Origin of the sequence: Streptomyces anulatus, from assembly GCF_000721175.1 — a bacterium.
GTDB lineage: Bacteria > Actinomycetota > Actinomycetes > Streptomycetales > Streptomycetaceae > Streptomyces > Streptomyces anulatus_C.
In genome coordinates, this window is record NZ_JOEZ01000002.1 from 242,691 (window position 1) to 259,278 (window position 16,588).

Consider the following 16,588-nt stretch of genomic DNA (forward strand, 5'->3'; position numbering starts at 1 on the left):
ATATCGAAGGGTGAGGCATGAGCCGAACAGTCATCGATCTGGACGACGAAGCGCTTGCGGCCGCCGCAATAGAGCTGGGAACCACGACGAAGCGCGAAACGATCAACACCGCGCTGCGCGAGGTCGTCGAGCGCAACCGCCGTCTGCGCGCCCTGAACGAGCTGCAGGACATCGCCCAGGAGGGCGGCCTGGACATGGACGTTCTTCTCGACAAGCGCCGCTATCGAGGGGGCCCTGCGGCGTGAGCGTCGCCGACTATCTCATCGACACATCGGCGCTCGCCCGCATCCTCCTGCGCCAGAGCACCGAGGACTGGACCCGCCGCATCAGTGCAGGCCTTGTCGCCCTCTGTGACCTCACCGAACTGGAACTGCTCTATTCCGCCCGCTCCGCCGAGGACCGCGAGAAGGTCCGGGAGCGTCTGGCGCTGTACACCTGGTGCCCCATGCCTGACGGGGTGTTCCGGCGCGCCCGGACCGTACAGGAAGAACTCACCTCCAAGGGAGAGCACCGAAGCGCCGGCCCCGTGGATCTGCTGCTGGCTGCCACTGCGGAACAGTCGGGTCTGACGCTGCTCCACTACGACCGCGACTTCGAGACCATCGCCCGCACCACCGGACAGCCCACCAGAATGCTGGACCTGAGGTAGCCGCCGGACTACAGCAGCCGCCCGGCCGGGGGAAGCCGCACCGGGCGCTGCCCAGCGCTCTGACCACGCAGGTCCACCGAGCCCGCAGATCATTCCCGCTCGGAAGCCGCGGCGAGGTGACGAAGGCAGGAGGCGGAAGCCTTGCGGTGGGGCGTGTTCGGCGCGTCGCTGTAGAGCCGCATCTCACGAGCTGCTCGATCCATGTGCTGCCAGAAACTGAGGGGCAGATCAAGGTCGTCAGCGAGATGGACCATGCAGTCGAAGGCGAGTCCCAGCTCGTTGTGCTCCAGGAACTCCCTCGTCGTTGAGAGATCGATGCCCGGCCGGTGCATGAGGTGGGCCCGGGCTGCGTCGAGATGGGCTCGGGTCCGCTTCCAGCTTGCCTGCAATTCCTCACGGTCGTAGGTCATGACATCAGTGTTGCGAGTGTCACCGACCGTCCATCAGCCGATTGTGGACGGCGCATTGCCCGCCCGGGAGATGGTCTGCTCGACGCGTCAGGACGGACACCTTCGGGCAGCGGGACCCGCGCGGCTTACAACACGTCACCGACGCGCAGGGTCGCCCGCTCGGAGTGGGCGACGACGACGTGGACCTCATCCATGGGGACCGCCACCTCGGCAGGCCCCCTAGAGGGAACCGTCCTGAACGGCGGCGACGAAGGCCTGCCACTGCTCGGGGCCGAAGGTGTGCGCGCCGAGGGTTCGGTCCTTGCTGTCGCCGACGGCGACGAGGCCGTCCGGCGTCGGCTGAGTCTCGACGCACGTCCCCCCGTTGTCGCCGCTGTATGAGGACTTCACCCAGGCACTGTCGGGAAGGCCGTATCGCGCCATCTGCTGCGTCCACCTCAACGCTCTGTTCATGAACTCTCGCTTCACAACCGAGATTAGTTCCATGGACTGCCGCGACGCGAGTGCCGTCGCCCTCAGTTCGTCGAAGGCCAACTGATAGCGCTCCACGGGCTGGTCTTCCTCCAGATACAACGCGCCATCCAGGTAGTCCAAGCTGACGACGTCGAGGTCCATCGGATCGGGATAGCTGTAGATGTTGAAGGCGCCGTCAGCGCCCGCGTGCCAGCCCTGGGAGAACGGCACCACCTGGATGGTGAGCTTCGGCGGATTGTTCACCTCCAGGATCTTGTCGAGCTGAGCCACCATGACAGCCGGTCCACCGACCTCTCGGCGGAGCACCGCTTCGTCGAGGAGACAGACGTACTGGGGAGGGTTGTCCCGGCTGCTCGATGCCGTACCGCAGGCCACCGAACAGCCGAGCACGACCGCCGACGCCACCACCGTCAAGACCCTGCTCGTCCACGCTTTCCCGCAGGCCACCGGTGGCGGCACCCTCTCCGTATCCGTACGGGAGAACACCGCTGACCTCCTGGACCTGGGCTCGATCGACGCCCGTACCGCGCGACGCCTGATTCGGGCATTCCAGTTCCGAACGGCCGCTTGCTGTACGGCAGTCCCGGAAGCATCACGTCGGCGTGGGCCAGCCACCGCCTCAGCCTCTCGGCTCAGGGCTGATCATCGACCGGCTCGACGGTATTCGTCATGGCGCCTGAGTACGCGGACCATTCTCCAAGCAGCGCAGATCAGTGCCACTACTCCACCGGTCACCTGCAGGGTGCTGTTCACCCGCTGAGGCAGATCCCACACCAGCGCCGGGAGCATCACGGCGCCGAATACCAACAGTGCGAGCAGGACTCCGCTCACCAACGCGAACACGATCTCAACGGTCAGCGCGTCCTTTTCCCAGCGCGATTCACGCCCCATGTCCATGGGGGCAAGCGTCGCATAGTCACCGGCCCCCCGACTCAGGCAGCGCAAGGAGTTGCTCCCCGGGTCCCCGGCCCCGTCAAGCGCGGCCGCAGTACCCCTGAGCACATCGATACGGAGGGCACGCCGGAGCTGGCCGTTCTCGCCGCCCTGGACGAGCAACTCGGCCGCGTATTCACCGGAACGTGCCGACACGTGCGGTGGGGCCATGACGGTTCCGCGGTCAACCTCGGGCGACGCGGCCGGGCCCGGGGCGTCAGCGTTCGGCGTCGCCCCACTCCTCCACGGTCACCTCGTCGCCCACCGACAGCTTGCCCGGCCGCACCACGGAGAACTTCGCCCCGAACACCACCCCGCCTGCCGAGAAACGCCGGTAGCCCGCGAGCGTCCGCAGCGGCTCCGGGCCGCCCCGGGCCCCGGCCTCCTGGTCGACCAGGGTGACCGCGCAGCGCACGGCCAGCTTGGCGTAGCCCAGTTCGGCCGCACCGATGGTCATGCGGCGGATACGGTCCTCGGCGTGGGGTTCCGCCGCCCAGTCTTCACCTCCGCGTCCCTCGGGGTGGCTGTCGACGACGATGTTCGGGCGGAAGCGGTCCATGGGCAGGGGCGGGGCGCCGCGCTCGGCCATCCGCGTGTGCAGGCGGGCGAGGGAGGCGCGGGAGAGCAGGTGGACGGCGCTGCTGTCGGCATAGCCGGAGGTGCCGGGGGTCAGACCATCGGTTCTCCGGTCGTGCTCCGGCGGTACGCGGACCAGCCGGCTCGGAGCGCCGAGGAAGTCCGAGAGCCACGAGGCGGCCTCCTCGCCCTGGTCGATCCCCCGGTACGTCACGCCGAACAGGTCGACGTCGCGCCGGGGCGCGGAGGTGGTGACATCGACGTGCACCACGCCTGCCACGCCGTCACCACCCTCCGCCTCCGCCGTCGCCAGCGTGAGCCTGCTGCCGTCGGCGCTGACGCTGGGCCGGACCAGGGCCAGGCGGGGGTCGCGGCGCTGGGTGCGGTAGGCCCCGTCGACGCTGACGACCATGAAAGCGCGGTCGTGCGCGAGACCCGCAGGGGTGAGGTGCGTACTGTCCACGGGCGTTCCCGCGCAGCCCTTGACGGGGTAGGTGATCAGATCGACGACGGTCGCCATCCGGCCCGCTCCTTCTTGAGGTCCCCTGCCCCCCGGAACTTCCGCCGTCGGGCCCGTACAGCCAGGGTGCCAGGCCGCGCGATCACGCTCGACGGGTTTCGCGCCATACCGCGACGCGCCCCACCACCAGGCGGCCCGCGCCGCCCACGGGGCAGCCGCCAGGCATCCGCACAGTCGGAGACCACCGTAACTACCGCGTAGCGGTCTGTTCCACCGCGTACTACCGTGCAGCAGCGCATACCACCGCATACCGTAGTAGTACCATGTAGTACATGGAGACCACTGCCCGCGAGTTCAACCAGCGATCCTCACAGATTCTTGCTGCGGCAGCGCGCGGCGAGACCATCACCGTCACCAAGAACGGCGCAGCTGTCGCGCGCGTCGTGCCTATCGGCGACGACGACGTTCCTCCCTATCCCACCGACCCCATGGGCGCCATACACCTGCCCGACCTGGGCCTGCCTGACCTCACCGACGAGGAGATCGAGGACACGCTCAGGGGGATGGGCTCGTGAACCTGATCGCCGTCGCCGACACCAACGCCCTCTACCGGCTTCTCGACCCGAGGCTCACCGGGCACGAAGCGCACAAGAAGGCGCTGGGAACGATCAGCCACCTGATCATCTCCCCGTTCGTCCTGGCCGAGCTGAACTACCTCATCACCACGAAGGCAGGGGCCGACAAGGCCCTGACGGCCGCGCGGTTCATCGAGCGCAACGTGGCCACCCGCCGGTTCGAGATCCCTCCCGTCGGAGCGCACCTGAGTGCGGCGATCGCCGTCGCGGAGGGCTACGTGGACGCGGACGGCGGCAAGGGCATCGGGCTGGCGGACGCGATGAACGTCGCCCTTGCCGCCGCGTACCGTACCGAGGTCGTCTTCACCTCGTACCGTCACTTCCGTATGGTCCGGCCCCTGACCGGGCACAAGGCTTTCAGGTTGCTGCCCGACGACCTGTGACGACGGCGCCCACCAACGAGGCGGCCCCTCACTTCCGGTACAACGCCTCGATCTCCCCCGTGAAGTCCCGTGCGATCGCGTCCCGCTTCAGCTTCAGCGACGGCGTCAGGTGGCCGCTCTCCTCCGTGAAGTCCACCGGCAGGACCGCGAACCTGCGGATCGACTCGGCCCGCGAGACCAGGCGGTTCGCCTCGTCCACCGCCTTCTGGAGCGAGGTGCGCAGGTCCTCGTCGTGGACCAGGTCCCGCATCGGGATGTCCTGCTTCCTGGTCATCTGGCGCCAGTGGTGGATGCCGTCCGGCTCCAGGGTGATCAGGGCGGTGATGAACGAGCGGTTGTCGCCGACGACCATGCACTGGCTGACCAGGGGGTGGGCGCGCAGCCAGTCCTCCAGGGGGGCCGGGGTGACGTTCTTGCCGCCCGACGTGATGATGATGTCCTTCTTGCGGCCCGTGATCGTCAGGTAGCCGTCCTCGTCCAGCGCACCCAGGTCGCCCGTGGGGAACCAGTCGTCCGGCAGGAGCGCCGGGGTCACCTCCGCCCGCTCGCCGTCCCAGTAGCCCCGGAAGACCTGGCCGCCCTTGAGCAGCACCTCGCCGTCGTCCGCGATGCGCACCGACGTACCGGGCAGTGGCCAGCCGACCGTGCCCAGGCGGGGTTTGAGGGGCGGGGTCACTGTGTGGGCGGCCGTGGTCTCGGTGAGACCGTAGCCCTCGAAGATGCCGATGCCCGCGCCCTCGTAGAACGCGGCGAGGCGGCGGCCCAGCGGGGAGCCGCCGCAGATCACGTACCTCACCCGCCCGCCGAGCGCCGCCCGGATCCGGCGGTAGACCAGCGGGTCGTACAGGGCGCGGGCGGCACGCAGGCCGAGGCCGGGGCCCGGTCCGGTGCCGTGTTCGGCGGCCTCCACCGCCTTGCCGTAGCGCTGGGCGATCCGCGCCGCCCGGTCGAACGACGAGGCCCGGCCCATCTTCTCGGCCGTCGCCCGGCCCGTGTTGTAGACCTTCTCCAGGACGTACGGGATGGCCAGGAGGAAGGTGGGGCGGAAGCCCGCCAGGTCGGCGAGGAGGTCCTCGGTCTGGATCGACGGCGCGTGGCCCAGGCGCACCCTCGCCCGCATGCAGCCGATCGCCACCATGCGGCCGAAGACGTGCGAGAGCGGGAGGAAGAGGAGGGTGGAGGCGGGGTCCTTCGAGACCGACTTGAAGACCGGGTGGAGAAGCTCGATCGCGTTGTCGACCTCGGCGAAGAAGTTGCCGTGGGTCAGGACGCAGCCCTTCGGGCGGCCCGTCGTGCCCGAGGTGTAGATCAGGGTGGCCGGGCTGTGCGGCTCCAGCGTGGCCCGGCGGGCCGCCACCGCCGCGTCCGGGATGTCCTTGCCCAGCGACTTCAGGTGGCCGATCGCCCCCGTGTCGAACTGCCACAGGTGCGCCAGGTCGCCGAGCTGCTTGCGCTCCTGGCTGATCAGACGGCCCTGTTCCTTGCTCTCCACCGCGCAGGCCACCGCGCCCGAGTTCTGGAGGATCCAGCGGGCCTGGAAGGCGGAGGAGGTGGGGTAGATGGGGACCGTCACCAGCCCGGCCGCCCAGGACGCGAAGTCCAGCAGCGTCCACTCGTACGTCGTCCGGGCCATGATCGCGACCCGGTCCCCCGCCCGCAGGCCCTCCGCCATCAGGCCCTTGGCGACCGCCAGTACCTCGGCGGCGAACTCGGCGGCGCTCACGTCCTGCCAGACGCCCTCGGCGTCCTTCCGGCTGAGGACCGCCTCGCCCGGGGCCTCCCGGGCGTTGTCGAACGGGATCTCGGCCAGCGAGCCGCGCTCCACGGTCGGCGCGAACTTCGGTACGGAAACCTCCTGGACCCTGCCGTCGGGGCCGCGCTTCTTCGTCGGTTCGACCAGGACGGGCGGGGATGCGGCAGGCGCGGTTGCGGCGGCGGAAGGTGGCGTTGACACGTGCGGCTCCTCGGTTCGGGGGTCGGGCGGGTCGGTTCGCCGGGTCGTCCGTCCGGCAGGGCAGCAGAAGAAGCAGGAGAGGCAGGAGGGACAGCCAAGGCAGGAGAAGGAAGCAGGTCAGGGGCGTTCCAGGATCGCCGTCACCCCCTGGCCGCCCGCCGCGCAGACCGAGATCAGTCCCCGGCCCGGGCCGTCCCGTTCGGCGAGGAGCTTCGCCAGCGTCGCCACGATCCGGGCGCCCGTGGCGGCGAAGGGGTGGCCGGTGGCCAGGGAGGAGCCGGCCACGTTCAGGCGGGTCCGGTCCACCGGGGCCAGGCCCTGCTTCTCCCAGGCCGCGAGGGTGGCCAGCACCTGGGAGGCGAACGCCTCGTGGATCTCGTAGAGGTCGAAGTCCTCGATGCCGAGACCGGCCCGCTCCAGCAGGCGCGGCACCGCGTACGCCGGGGCCATGAGGAGGCCGTCGTCGCCGTCCACGTAGTCCACCGCCGCCGTCTCGTACAGAGAGAGGTAGGCCAGCGGTTCGAGGCCCCGCTCCTCGGCCCACCCCTCCGTCGCCAGCAGGACCGTCGCCGCCCCGTCGGTGAGCGGCGTCGAATTACCCGCCGTCATCGTGGGGTCGGGCTCGGAGGTCCCGAACACCGGCTTCAGGCGCGCCAGTTTCCCGGCCGTCGAGTCCGGGCGCAGGTTCTGGTCGCGGTCCAGGCCCCGGTAGGGGACCACCAGGTCGTCCAGGAAGCCCCGTTCGTATGCCGCCGCCAGGCGCTGGTGGCTCGTCGCGGCCAGTTGGTCCTGGTCCTCCCTGCGCACCGCCCAGCGGCGCGCGGTGACGGCGGCGTGCTCGCCCATCGACAGGCCGGTGCGGGGTTCGGCGTTGCGCGGGATGTCCGGGACGAGGTGGCGGGGGCGGACCGCGGCCAGGGCCCTCAGGCGGGCGCCCGCCGTCTTCGCGCGGCGGGCGGCGAGCAGGATGCGGCGCAGTTCGTCGTTGACGCCGAGCGGGGCGTCGCTGGTCGTGTCGGAGCCGCCCGCGATCGCCGAGTCGGCGGCCCCGAGCGCGATCGTGTTCGCGGCGGCGATCACCGCCTGGAGGCCCGTGCCGCACGCCTGCTGGATGTCGTACGCCGGGGTGCGCGGGTCGAGCGCGGAGCCGAGAACGGTCTCCCTCGCCAGGTTGAAGTCGCGGCTGTGCTTGAGGACCGCGCCCGCGACGAACGTCCCGACCCGGTCGCCGGCCAGGCCGTACCGCTCCACCAGGCCGTCCAGCGCGGCCGTCAGCAGATCCTGGTTGGAGGCGGTCGCGTACGGGCCGTCGGAGCGGGCGAACGGGGTGCGGCTGCCGCCGATGACCGCCACGCGGCGCGGCTGGGGCAGGGGGAGCGGAACCAACGGGCGCGGCGTCGTCACGGTGACCATCTCGTCTCGGTCGGTCCGGGATCGTTCATCTCGACCAGCTCCTGACTCTTCAGTAACCTTACTCCAGAGTAAATCTACGACCGAGCAGGGAGTCAGGACAATGGCCGATCGCTATCTGCACCTCACCGGCACAGCACCCGGCCGCTTCCTCACCCGCCGGCTCGGCCTGCCGCAGCCCGCCCCGCTGCGCCGCTGGACCCTGGAGACGCCGAGCCTGGACGGACCGCTGCTGCACCTGACCGCCGGAGCATCGGCGATCCGGGGCGAGCTGGCGAAGGTGCTGGCCGCGACCGGGCTCACGGTCGAGGCGCAGGCCGCCCGGCCCGCGGGAATCGTGCTGGACGCCACCGGGGTCACCTCCGCCCAGGGCCTCGCCGAGGTGCACGCCGCCCTCCATCCCGTCGTACGGTCGCAGGCTCCCGGTGGCCGGATCGTCGTCATCGGCACGCCCCCGTCCTCCGAGGACCACCATCAGGCCGCTGCCCAGCAGGCGTTGGAGGGTTTCGTCCGGTCGCTGGGCAAGGAGATCGGACGCGGATCCACCGCACAGCTCCTGCGGATTCCGGCCGGCGCCGAACCGGTGTCCGCCGAGTCCACCCTCCGCTTCCTCCTCTCCCCCCGGTCCGCCTACGTCAGCGGCCAGGTGATCGAGCTGACCTCCGCCGCACCGGACCCCGTGGCCGACCGGTACGCCCCGCTCGCCGGCCGTACCGCCCTGGTCACCGGGGCGGCCCGGGGCATCGGCGCGACCGTCGCCTCGGTGCTGGCCCGCGACGGGGCCCACGTGATCGTGCTGGACGTCCCCCAGGCCCAGGACGACCTGGTGCGCACCGCCGACCGACTCGGGGCCACCGCGCTGCCGCTGGACATCACCGCACCCGACGCCGCGGTCCGCATCGCCGCCGCCGCCGCACCGGACGGGCTCGACGTCCTCGTCCACAACGCGGGCATCACCCGCGACCGCCGCCTCGCCAACATGCCGGCCGACCGCTGGGCCCAGGTCATCGAGGTCAACCTCGACAGCGTGCTCCGCACCACCGACGAGCTCCTGGCCTCGGGCACCCTCAACCGGGGCGGCCGGATCGTCGCCACCGCCTCCATCGCGGGCATCGCGGGCAACGACGGCCAGACCAACTACGCGGCCAGCAAGGCGGGCGTCATCGGTCTCGTCCGCTCGCTCGGCCCGCGCGCAGCCGCCGCGCACGGGGTCACCGTCAACGCGGTGGCCCCCGGGTTCATCGAGACGAGGATGACGGCGGCCGTGCCGTTCCTCATCCGCGAGGCGGGCCGCCGGCTGAACTCCCTTTCCCAGGGCGGGCTCCCGGCCGACGTCGCCGAGGCCGTCGCCTGGTTCGCGCAGCCCGACTCCACCGCCGTCAACGGCCAGGTGCTGCGCGTCTGCGGCCAGAGCCTGCTGGGGGCGTGAGCCCGATGACCCCACTCAGCGCCTCGCTCGTGCGCGGGGCCCTCACTTCGCCGTTCAAGCGGGCCGGGCGGCCGGACGCCACCCTGCCCCCGGGCCGCCTCACCAGCCCGGCGGCGGCCGTCGCACCCGGCCCCCTCGCCGCGTACGGCAGGATCTGCGGGTTCCCGGAGAGCGGGCCGCTTCCGCTCACGTACCCGCATGTGCCGGCCTTCCCGCTCACCATGCGGCTGATGGCCGGCCGCGCCTTCCCGCTGCCGGTGCTCGGGCTCGTCCACACCTGGATCGAGATCACCCCGCACCGGGCCGTGGACCCCGCGGAGCCGCTCGAACTGACCGTGTACGCCGACGGGTTGACCCCGCACAGGCGGGGCACCGAGGTCACGATGGCGACCGAGGCGCGGGTGGGCGGGGAGCTGGTGTGGGAGTCCCGCAGCGGCTATCTGTCCCGGCACCGGCAGGAGACGGTTCCCCCGGCGACGGCGGACCGGGCCACGGCTTCACGCACGTCCGCCCCGGCCGCCGCCCCGGCCGCCGAGGGTCTGCCCGCCGTCGCCGAGTGGCGGCTGCCCGGCGACCTCGGGCGGCGGTACGGAGCCGTCTCCGGCGACCGCAACCCCATCCACCTGCACCCGCTGACCGCCCGGCTGTTCGGCTTCCCCCGCGCCATCGCGCACGGCATGTGGACGGTGGCGCGCTGCCTCGCCGAGGCCGGGGACCCGGCCGGAATCCGCACCGTACGGGCCGAGTTCAGGGCACCTGTCCTGCTGCCCGCCACCGTGACGTACGCGGCCGACGCCACCGGAAACGCCTTCGCGCTGCGCGGGGCCGAGGGGCGGGTGCACCTCGTGGGGTCCGTGGACCGGAGCGGCTAGGAACTGTCTCACGATTCCCGCGGCCGCCCTGCGGGCGACGGCGGGAATCGTCAGACAGTTCCTAGGAAGCCGGGGGCGTCCACGGGCGGGCGTGCATCAGGTTCTCCAGGCCCGCCCAGGCGAAGTTCATCAGGGTCGCCGCGGCCTCCTTCGCCGAGACGTCCGGGGTGACGTTGGCCCAGCCCGCCAGCGACTCCGCGGCCCCCACCAGGGCCTGGGCGAGGCCCGCCACGTCCCGGTCCGCGAGTGCGGGGTCGCTGTGGGCCTCGCGGGCGGCGGCCCCGATCAGGCCCGTCACGAACGCGACGATCTCATCGCGCATACCGCCGACCTCGCTGACGAACGGCTCCCCGTGCGAGCGGGCCTGGCGGTGCAGGACCGACCAGCCGTCCGGGTTCTCCGCGGTATGGAGGAAGAACGCCCTCAGCCCCGACCACAGTTGGCCGTCGGCCGGCAGCCCCGGCTCCACCCCGGATCGGACCGCCTCCAGCAGGGCCTTCGCCTCGCGGCGGATGCAGGCGGAGAACAGCTCTTCCTTGGAGTTCAGGTACAGGTAGACCAACGGCTTGGAGACGCCCGCCAGCTCGGCGATCTCGTCCATCGAGGCAGCCCGGTAGCCGCGCTGCCCGAAGGTCCGCACCGCGGCGTCCATCATCTGCTGCTCGCGCACGGCGCGCGGCATCCGCTTGCTCTTCACTGCACCCACGTCCGGCTTCCTCCCCGCCCCACTGCCCTGCTCACCGCCCAGAGTACGGCGGCGTGCGGCGCGGCGTCGCAGGGAGCGATCACCCGCGGAAGGGATGGCCTGTTGCCACCCGCGGACGAGGAGGGTCGTCCCCTGGACCGACACCGGCTCCACCCGGCGTCCGATGTGCCCGCCCGGTCACCCCCCTAGCTTTACGGACATGACGATCCTCCTTCGGAACAGGCCGGCCGCGACCGCCGCGGTGCTCGCCCTGGCCGCCCTGGCCACCCTGGCCGGGACAGGTGTGCCCGCCTCGGCGTCCGGCCCGGCGCCGGCACCGGCCGCTGCCACGCTCGCTCCCGCTCCCGGCGACCTCGCCTTACCGTCCGCGCTGACGCTTCCCCGCCCGACCGGCTCGTACGCCATCGGCCGCGACACCCTCTTCCTGACCGACCACGCGCGGCCCGACCCCTGGGTACCGGCCGCCGGGCCACGCCAGTTGCTGGTGTCGATCCACTACCCGGCCCGCCTCGGCAGCGGCGGCGACCCCGCCCCGTACATGACGACGGAGGAAGCGCGGCTGATGCTCGCGCAGCGCGGGCTGGAGGACGTCGTGCCGGCCGGCCTCGTCGGCTCCACCCGCACCCATGCCCGTAGCGCCGCCCGGCCTGCCCCGGGACGCTTCCCGCTGGTCATGCTCTCCCCCGGCTTCGGCACACCGCGGGCCACGCTGACCGGGCTCGCGGAGGAACTGGCGAGCCGCGGTTACGTCGTGGCGACCGCGGACCACCCGTACGAGACGACCGGTACGCAGCTGCCCGACGGGCGGGTCCTCACCTGTGCCGCCTGCGACCGGGTCGACGCGCAGCCCGACGACGACGCCCGGAAAAAGGTCCTGGCCGCCGTCTCCACCGGGCGGGCCGCCGACTTCTCGTTCCTGCTGGACCGGCTGACGGGCCCGCGCCCGGCGTGGCGGCACGCCCGGACGATCGACCCGCGCCGGGTGGGCATGGCGGGCCACTCCATCGGGGGCAACGCGGCCGCCTCCACGATGGCCGCCGACCGCCGGGTGGACGCCGGCGTCAACATGGACGGCACGTTCTTCGACCCGGTGCCCGCCCGGGGACTGGGCGGGCGGCCGTTCCTGATGCTGGGGACCGATCCCGGGCACGGGCCCGGCGGCGACACGTCCTGGGACAAGGGCTGGGACCGGCTCGGCGGCTGGAAGCGGTGGCTGACGGTGCGGGACTCCGGGCACTTCACGTTCACGGACACCCCGGAGATCGGTGAGCAGCTCGGCATCGAGGACCCGGACGCGCCGCTCTCCGCGGCCCGTTCGACCACGATCACCAGGAGCTATGTGACCGCCTTCTTCGACCGGAGCCTGCGTGGCCGGCCGGCCCGGCTGCTGAACGGCCCGACCCCGGCCAACCCCGAGGTCCTCTTCCAGCGCCCCTGACCGTTCGGGGAACACGACGGCGCCCCCGGTCCACGTACAGAGACGTGGGATCCGGGGGCGTCGTCAGGGACGCTCGCCGCCATGAGGCGCTACGCGGTGACCGGCACCGCGTCCTTGGGCGCCGCGACCTCGTCCCGGTCGGCGTCGCCGAAGGCGTCGATCGGGGAGGACGAGGCGGAGTTGTACGCGTCGTGGTCGAGGATCTTCTCCCGGGCCGCGACGATCACCGGGATCAGCGCCTGGCCGGCCACGTTGGTGGCGGTGCGCATCATGTCCAGGATCGGGTCGATGGCCATCAGCAGGCCGACGCCCTCCAGCGGGAGGCCCAGCGTGGACAGGGTGAGGGTCAGCATGACCGTAGCGCCGGTGAGGCCGGCGGTGGCCGCCGAGCCGATCACCGAGACGAAGGCGATCAGCAGGTAGTCGCCGATGCCCAGCTGCACGTCGAAGATCTGCGCGATGAAGATCGCCGCCAGCGCCGGGTAGATCGCGGCGCAGCCGTCCATCTTCGTGGTCGCGCCGAACGGGACGGCGAAGGAGGCGTACTCCTTCGGAACGCCGAGGCGCTCGGTGACCCGCTGGGTGACCGGCATGGTGCCGACCGAGGAGCGGGAGACGAAGGCCAGCTGGATCGCGGGCCAGGCGCCCTTGAAGAACTGGAGCGGGCTGACCTTGGCGACGGTGGCCAGGAGCAGCGGGTACACGCCGAACATCACCAGGGCGCAGCCGATGTAGACGTCGGCGGTGAAGGTCGCGTACTTGCCGATGAGGTCCCAGCCGTAGTCGGCGATGGCGTAGCCGATGAGGCCGACGGTGCCGATCGGGGCGAGGCGGATGACCCACCACAGAGCCTTCTGGAGCAGCTCCAGGATCGACTGGCTGAGGGTGAGGATCGGCTTGGCCTTCTCGCCGAGCTTGAGGGCGGCGATGCCGGCGACGGCGGCCATGAACACGATCTGGAGCACGTTCAGCTCGGTGAACGGCGTGATCACGTCGTCCGGGACGATGCCGGTCAGGAAGTCGATCCAGCTGCCCTTGGTCTCGGAGAGCGCGCCGTCCTTCGGCGTGAGGCCGGTGCCGGAGCCCGGGTTGGTGACCAGGCCGATCGTGAGGCCGATGGCGACCGCGATCAGCGAGGTGATCATGAACCAGAGCAGGGTGCGGGTCGCGAGCCGGGCGGCGTTGTTGACCTGGCGCAGGTTGGTGATCGACACGAGGATCGCGAAGAAGACCAGCGGGGCGACGGCCAGCTTCAGCAGCTGGACGAAGAGCGAGCCGATCTCGTCGAGGGTGGTGACGAGCCAGCCGAGGTCCTGGCTGCGGGCCAGCCAGCCCAGCAGCACACCGAGGACCAGACCGGTGACGATCTGGGCCCAGAACGGGACCTTGGGTATGCGGGAACCGGAGCCGGAGCCGGTGGGCTGCTCGGCCTCGGGCGCGGCGGACGCGGGATTCGCGGACACGGACACACTCCAGTCGGGGACGCATCGGGACGCACGGAGGTATCCGTACGGACGTGCGGTGGAACGGGGACGGGGTCGCGGCGCCCGCGTCAGGGGCGGCGCCGCTGCATGATGCCGAATCAGACCTTGCGGCAACAGACCGCGGACATACAGCGGCAGAGATCGACATGCAGGCGCGCCACGAGCGGGATGCTCGCGGCATGACGGAGGCGCACAGCTGTCTTCACGTCGAATACGTTAACACTTGAACTTTGAGAACCTCAAAGCCTTTCTTTGGCCCCCGGACAGGGCTCCGCCGGGCAGGAATGGCCGGAAAGCGGCGGAAGACGCCGGAGAGCAGCGGAGAAACGCCGCGGACCCCGGTGCTGGAGCCGGTCGGCTCCCGCCCGGGGTCCGGCGGAGAAGGGGTGCGCGCGGCGTGCGCGTGTGAGGAAGCTTACGTGGCGCCTACAGGCGGTCCGGCGCGTCGGCTGGACGGGGTGGCGCCGCCGGCGCTACTGGACCGCGTCCTCGCGGGTGCGGTTGGCGTCGAGGCGGGCCTTGGTGCGGTCGACGGTGGAGACGATCTGCTCGGACATCTCGTCGCGCTGCCTGCGCAGCAGCACATAGCTGAGCGGGGCGGAGAGGAGGAGGCCGAGGAGGATCACCCAGACGACGTTGGAGCCCCCGAGCCCTGCGGGCACCAGCCCGAAGTGGACGGCGACACCGGCGGCGAGGAAGCAGCCGACGAAGATCAGCAGGCGCAACGCCGTGTAACGGATCAAGGCGCTCGGCTTGGCAGCGGACACGGCTGGCCCTCTCTTCCCATGGACTCTCGACACGCTTCTGCCCGTCCAGTGAAACATGGCCCGGTTTCTCTCGGTTCAGGGGGTTGCCGGGCCAGGGGCGCCCTGCCGGTCACGGAGTCGCCGGGCCCAGCGGGAGCAGCATGACGATGTCGTCGCGGTCGTCGCCGGGAGCGACCCGGATGGCGTCCGGCACCCGGCCGACCTCCTTGTATCCGCAGGCGGTGTAGAAGCGGTCGGCGCCGGTGCCGCCCCGGCAGGTGAGGCGGATCGCCTCGATGCCCTCGATGGAGCGGGCGGCGTCGGCGGTGGCGGTCATGAGGTCGCGGCCGTATCCCTTGCCCTGGAGGCGGGGGTGGACCATGACCGTGTAGAGCCACAGCCAGTGCCGCAGCAGCCGGTGGTCGTTGAGGGTGAGGAAGGCGGTGGCGGCGACGGTGCCGTCCTCGTCGCGGCCGACGAGCAGCCGGGTGCGGCCCTGCTCGATGGCGACCAGGTGCTTGAGCAGATCGGGCCGGACCTCCTCGGCCGTGACGGGCGCGACGAAACCGACGGCCCCGCCCGCGTTGGTGACGTCGGCCCACAGGGTGGTGATGCCGTCGCGCAGGGCAGGGGTGAACTCGGGATCCAGCTCGAAAGTAAGCGCCATAAGGCCAGAGTAACCATTACTCCTCACGGGACTCACCGCCTGTCCACAACACGGGAAAGCCCCGGCCGTGGGTGGCGGCCGGGGCTTTCCCTCGGAGCAGGGTCGGGCGGGGTGTGCCTCAGACGCGCATCGGCTGCGGCGACTCGCGCCGGTCCGCCTCCGGGCCCGGGTACTCGCGCAGGATCTCGTACCGGGTGTTCCGCTCGACCGGCCGGAATCCGGCGTCGCGGATCAGGTCCAGCAGGTCCTCACGGCCGAGCTTGTTCGGCGTACCGAAGTCGTCGGCGTCGTGCGTGATCTTGTACTCGACGACCGAGCCGTCCATGTCGTCCGCACCGTGCTGCAGCGCGAGCTGGGCGGTCTGCACGCCGTGCATCACCCAGAACACCTTGACGTGCGGCACGTTGTCGAAGAGCAGCCGGGAGACCGCGAAGGTCTTCAGCGCCTCCGCGCCGGTCGCCATCGTGGTGCGCGCCTGGAGCCTGTTGCGGACCTTGCCGTCCTTCATGTCCACGAAGTCGTGCTGGTAGCGCAGCGGGATGAAGACCTGGAAGCCGCCGGTCTCGTCCTGCATCTCCCGCAGCCGCAGCACGTGGTCGACGCGGTGACGGGGCTCCTCGATGTGCCCGTACAGCATCGTCGCGGGGGTCTTGAGCCCCTTCTCGTGCGCGAGACGGTGGATGCGCGACCAGTCCTCCCAGTGGGTGCGGTGGTCGACGATGTGCTGGCGGACCTCCCAGTCGAAGATCTCCGCGCCGCCGCCGGTCAGCGATTCGAGACCGGCCTCGATCAGCTCGTCGAGGATCTCGGAGGCCGAGAGGCCGGAGATCGTCTCGAAGTGGTGGATCTCCGTCGCCGTGAACGCCTTCAGCGCGACGTTCGGCAGGGCTTCCTTCAGCGCGCTGAGCGAACGCGGGTAGTAGCGCCACGGGAGGGTCGGGTGGAGCCCGTTGACGATGTGCAGCTCGGTGAGGTTCTCGCCCTCCATCGCCTTGGCGAGGCGGACGGCCTCCTCGATGCGCATCGTGTACGCGTCCTTCTCGCCCGGCTTCCGCTGGAACGAGCAGTACGCGCACGAGGCGGTGCACACGTTGGTCATGTTGAGGTGACGGTTGACGTTGAAGTGCACCACGTCGCCGTTCTTGCGCACGCGCACCTCGTGCGCCAGCCCGCCCAGCCACGCCAGGTCGTCGGACTCGTAGAGGGCGATCCCGTCCTCGCGGGTCAGCCGCTCGCCGGCCCGGACCTTCTCCTCCAGCTCGCGCTTGAGTCCCGCGTCCACTAGGCCGCCTCCCATATCTCCGAGTATCAGACTCCGACCCAACCGTACCCCCCCACCCTTCGGGCGGGAGGGGCCCCCTT

General features: G+C 71.1%; 18 protein-coding genes. 7 read left to right on the forward strand and 11 right to left on the reverse strand.

Annotated elements, in window-relative coordinates:
• Positions 1-17: 17 nt before the first annotated feature.
• Positions 18-245 (forward strand): type II toxin-antitoxin system VapB family antitoxin, encoded by a 228-nt coding sequence (locus tag IG90_RS0102845; RefSeq protein ID WP_030576933.1) that lies wholly within the window; start codon positions 18-20, stop codon positions 243-245.
• A complete protein-coding gene (locus IG90_RS0102850) occupies positions 242-649 on the forward strand; it encodes a PIN domain nuclease (protein WP_030576936.1) in 408 nt (135 codons plus the stop codon). The genes IG90_RS0102845 and IG90_RS0102850 overlap by 4 nt, the downstream gene beginning before the upstream one ends.
• 89 nt (positions 650-738) lie before the next feature.
• Here the strand turns inward: IG90_RS0102850 and IG90_RS0102855 are convergent, their stop codons facing one another.
• The 4 genes from IG90_RS0102855 to IG90_RS0102880 all read right to left on the reverse strand — a co-directional run bounded on the left by IG90_RS0102855 (position 739) and on the right by IG90_RS0102880 (position 3,562).
• A complete protein-coding gene (locus IG90_RS0102855; protein ID WP_030576939.1) occupies positions 739-1,059 on the reverse strand; it encodes a MafI family immunity protein in 321 nt (106 codons plus the stop codon).
• A gap of 219 nt (positions 1,060-1,278) precedes the next feature.
• Complete coding sequence (locus IG90_RS45475; protein ID WP_233435886.1) at positions 1,279-2,019, reverse strand: DUF397 domain-containing protein; 741 nt, start codon at positions 2,017-2,019, stop codon at positions 1,279-1,281.
• A gap of 156 nt (positions 2,020-2,175) precedes the next feature.
• Positions 2,176-2,430, reverse strand: a complete 255-nt coding sequence (locus tag IG90_RS0102875; protein ID WP_030576942.1) for a DUF6332 family protein — start codon at positions 2,428-2,430, stop codon at positions 2,176-2,178.
• Positions 2,431-2,683: 253 nt separating this feature from the next.
• On the reverse strand, positions 2,684-3,562 hold the full coding sequence (locus tag IG90_RS0102880) for an MOSC domain-containing protein (protein ID WP_030576944.1): 879 nt from the start codon (positions 3,560-3,562) through the stop codon (positions 2,684-2,686).
• A 272-nt stretch (positions 3,563-3,834) separates the two neighbouring features.
• Between IG90_RS0102880 and IG90_RS0102885 the strand changes: the two genes are divergently transcribed.
• Positions 3,835-4,077, forward strand: a complete 243-nt coding sequence (locus IG90_RS0102885; RefSeq protein WP_030576946.1) for a type II toxin-antitoxin system Phd/YefM family antitoxin — start codon at positions 3,835-3,837, stop codon at positions 4,075-4,077.
• A complete protein-coding gene (locus IG90_RS0102890; protein ID WP_030576948.1) occupies positions 4,074-4,520 on the forward strand; it encodes a PIN domain-containing protein in 447 nt (148 codons plus the stop codon). Before IG90_RS0102885 ends, IG90_RS0102890 begins: the two co-directional genes overlap by 4 nt.
• A 28-nt stretch (positions 4,521-4,548) precedes the next feature.
• Here IG90_RS0102890 and IG90_RS0102895 read toward each other — a convergent pair whose 3' ends face one another.
• Together IG90_RS0102895 and IG90_RS0102900 are read right to left on the reverse strand one after the other, a co-directional pair.
• Positions 4,549-6,474, reverse strand: a complete 1,926-nt coding sequence (locus tag IG90_RS0102895) for an AMP-dependent synthetase/ligase (RefSeq protein WP_030576950.1) — start codon at positions 6,472-6,474, stop codon at positions 4,549-4,551.
• A gap of 117 nt (positions 6,475-6,591) precedes the next feature.
• A complete protein-coding gene (locus tag IG90_RS0102900; RefSeq protein WP_030576952.1) occupies positions 6,592-7,887 on the reverse strand; it encodes an acetyl-CoA C-acetyltransferase in 1,296 nt (431 codons plus the stop codon).
• A 100-nt stretch (positions 7,888-7,987) separates the two neighbouring features.
• On the opposite strand from IG90_RS0102900, the gene IG90_RS0102905 reads away from it, so the two are divergent.
• Both IG90_RS0102905 and IG90_RS0102910 read left to right on the forward strand, forming a co-directional pair.
• Positions 7,988-9,313 carry a 3-oxoacyl-ACP reductase gene (locus IG90_RS0102905; RefSeq protein ID WP_030576955.1) on the forward strand — a complete coding sequence of 442 codons (1,326 nt, stop codon included), beginning with the start codon at positions 7,988-7,990 and terminating at the stop codon, positions 9,311-9,313.
• Between the two features lie 5 nt (positions 9,314-9,318).
• Positions 9,319-10,185 carry a MaoC family dehydratase gene (locus IG90_RS0102910; RefSeq protein WP_030576958.1) on the forward strand — a complete coding sequence of 289 codons (867 nt, stop codon included), beginning with the start codon at positions 9,319-9,321 and terminating at the stop codon, positions 10,183-10,185.
• A gap of 61 nt (positions 10,186-10,246) precedes the next feature.
• Here the strand turns inward: IG90_RS0102910 and IG90_RS0102915 are convergent, their stop codons facing one another.
• Positions 10,247-10,891 (reverse strand): TetR/AcrR family transcriptional regulator, encoded by a 645-nt coding sequence (locus IG90_RS0102915; protein WP_030576962.1) that lies wholly within the window; start codon positions 10,889-10,891, stop codon positions 10,247-10,249.
• Positions 10,892-11,090: 199 nt separating this feature from the next.
• On the opposite strand from IG90_RS0102915, the gene IG90_RS0102920 reads away from it, so the two are divergent.
• Positions 11,091-12,329, forward strand: coding sequence for an alpha/beta hydrolase family protein (locus IG90_RS0102920; protein WP_030576964.1), 1,239 nt, complete (start codon positions 11,091-11,093; stop codon positions 12,327-12,329).
• 89 nt (positions 12,330-12,418) lie between these two features.
• Here IG90_RS0102920 and IG90_RS0102925 read toward each other — a convergent pair whose 3' ends face one another.
• From IG90_RS0102925 to mqnE, 4 genes are all read right to left on the reverse strand, one after another.
• Positions 12,419-13,792, reverse strand: a complete 1,374-nt coding sequence (locus IG90_RS0102925) for a dicarboxylate/amino acid:cation symporter (protein WP_030576968.1) — start codon at positions 13,790-13,792, stop codon at positions 12,419-12,421.
• Between the two features lie 494 nt (positions 13,793-14,286).
• Positions 14,287-14,580, reverse strand: coding sequence for a DUF4229 domain-containing protein (locus IG90_RS0102930; protein ID WP_030576971.1), 294 nt, complete (start codon positions 14,578-14,580; stop codon positions 14,287-14,289).
• Positions 14,581-14,689: 109 nt separating this feature from the next.
• Positions 14,690-15,226 carry a GNAT family N-acetyltransferase gene (locus IG90_RS0102935; protein ID WP_030576974.1) on the reverse strand — a complete coding sequence of 179 codons (537 nt, stop codon included), beginning with the start codon at positions 15,224-15,226 and terminating at the stop codon, positions 14,690-14,692.
• A gap of 118 nt (positions 15,227-15,344) precedes the next feature.
• Positions 15,345-16,508, reverse strand: coding sequence for an aminofutalosine synthase MqnE (mqnE, locus tag IG90_RS0102940; protein WP_030576977.1), 1,164 nt, complete (start codon positions 16,506-16,508; stop codon positions 15,345-15,347).
• Between the last annotated feature and the right edge of the window lie 80 nt (positions 16,509-16,588).

Bases quoted from the DNA above. Each gene is read 5' to 3' on its own strand.
- IG90_RS0102845 (WP_030576933.1), top strand. From the start codon at position 18: ATGAGCCGAACAGTCATCGATCTGGACGACGAAGCGCTTGCGGCCGCC.
- IG90_RS0102855 (WP_030576939.1), bottom strand. From the start codon at position 1,059: ATGACCTACGACCGTGAGGAATTGCAGGCAAGCTGGAAGCGGACCCGA.
- IG90_RS0102875 (WP_030576942.1), bottom strand. From the start codon at position 2,430: ATGGACATGGGGCGTGAATCGCGCTGGGAAAAGGACGCGCTGACCGTT.
- IG90_RS0102880 (WP_030576944.1), bottom strand. From the start codon at position 3,562: ATGGCGACCGTCGTCGATCTGATCACCTACCCCGTCAAGGGCTGCGCG.
- IG90_RS0102885 (WP_030576946.1), top strand. From the start codon at position 3,835: ATGGAGACCACTGCCCGCGAGTTCAACCAGCGATCCTCACAGATTCTT.
- IG90_RS0102900 (WP_030576952.1), bottom strand. From the start codon at position 7,887: ATGGTCACCGTGACGACGCCGCGCCCGTTGGTTCCGCTCCCCCTGCCC.
- IG90_RS0102905 (WP_030576955.1), top strand. From the start codon at position 7,988: ATGGCCGATCGCTATCTGCACCTCACCGGCACAGCACCCGGCCGCTTC.
- IG90_RS0102910 (WP_030576958.1), top strand. From the start codon at position 9,319: ATGACCCCACTCAGCGCCTCGCTCGTGCGCGGGGCCCTCACTTCGCCG.
- IG90_RS0102920 (WP_030576964.1), top strand. From the start codon at position 11,091: ATGACGATCCTCCTTCGGAACAGGCCGGCCGCGACCGCCGCGGTGCTC.
- IG90_RS0102935 (WP_030576974.1), bottom strand. From the start codon at position 15,226: ATGGCGCTTACTTTCGAGCTGGATCCCGAGTTCACCCCTGCCCTGCGC.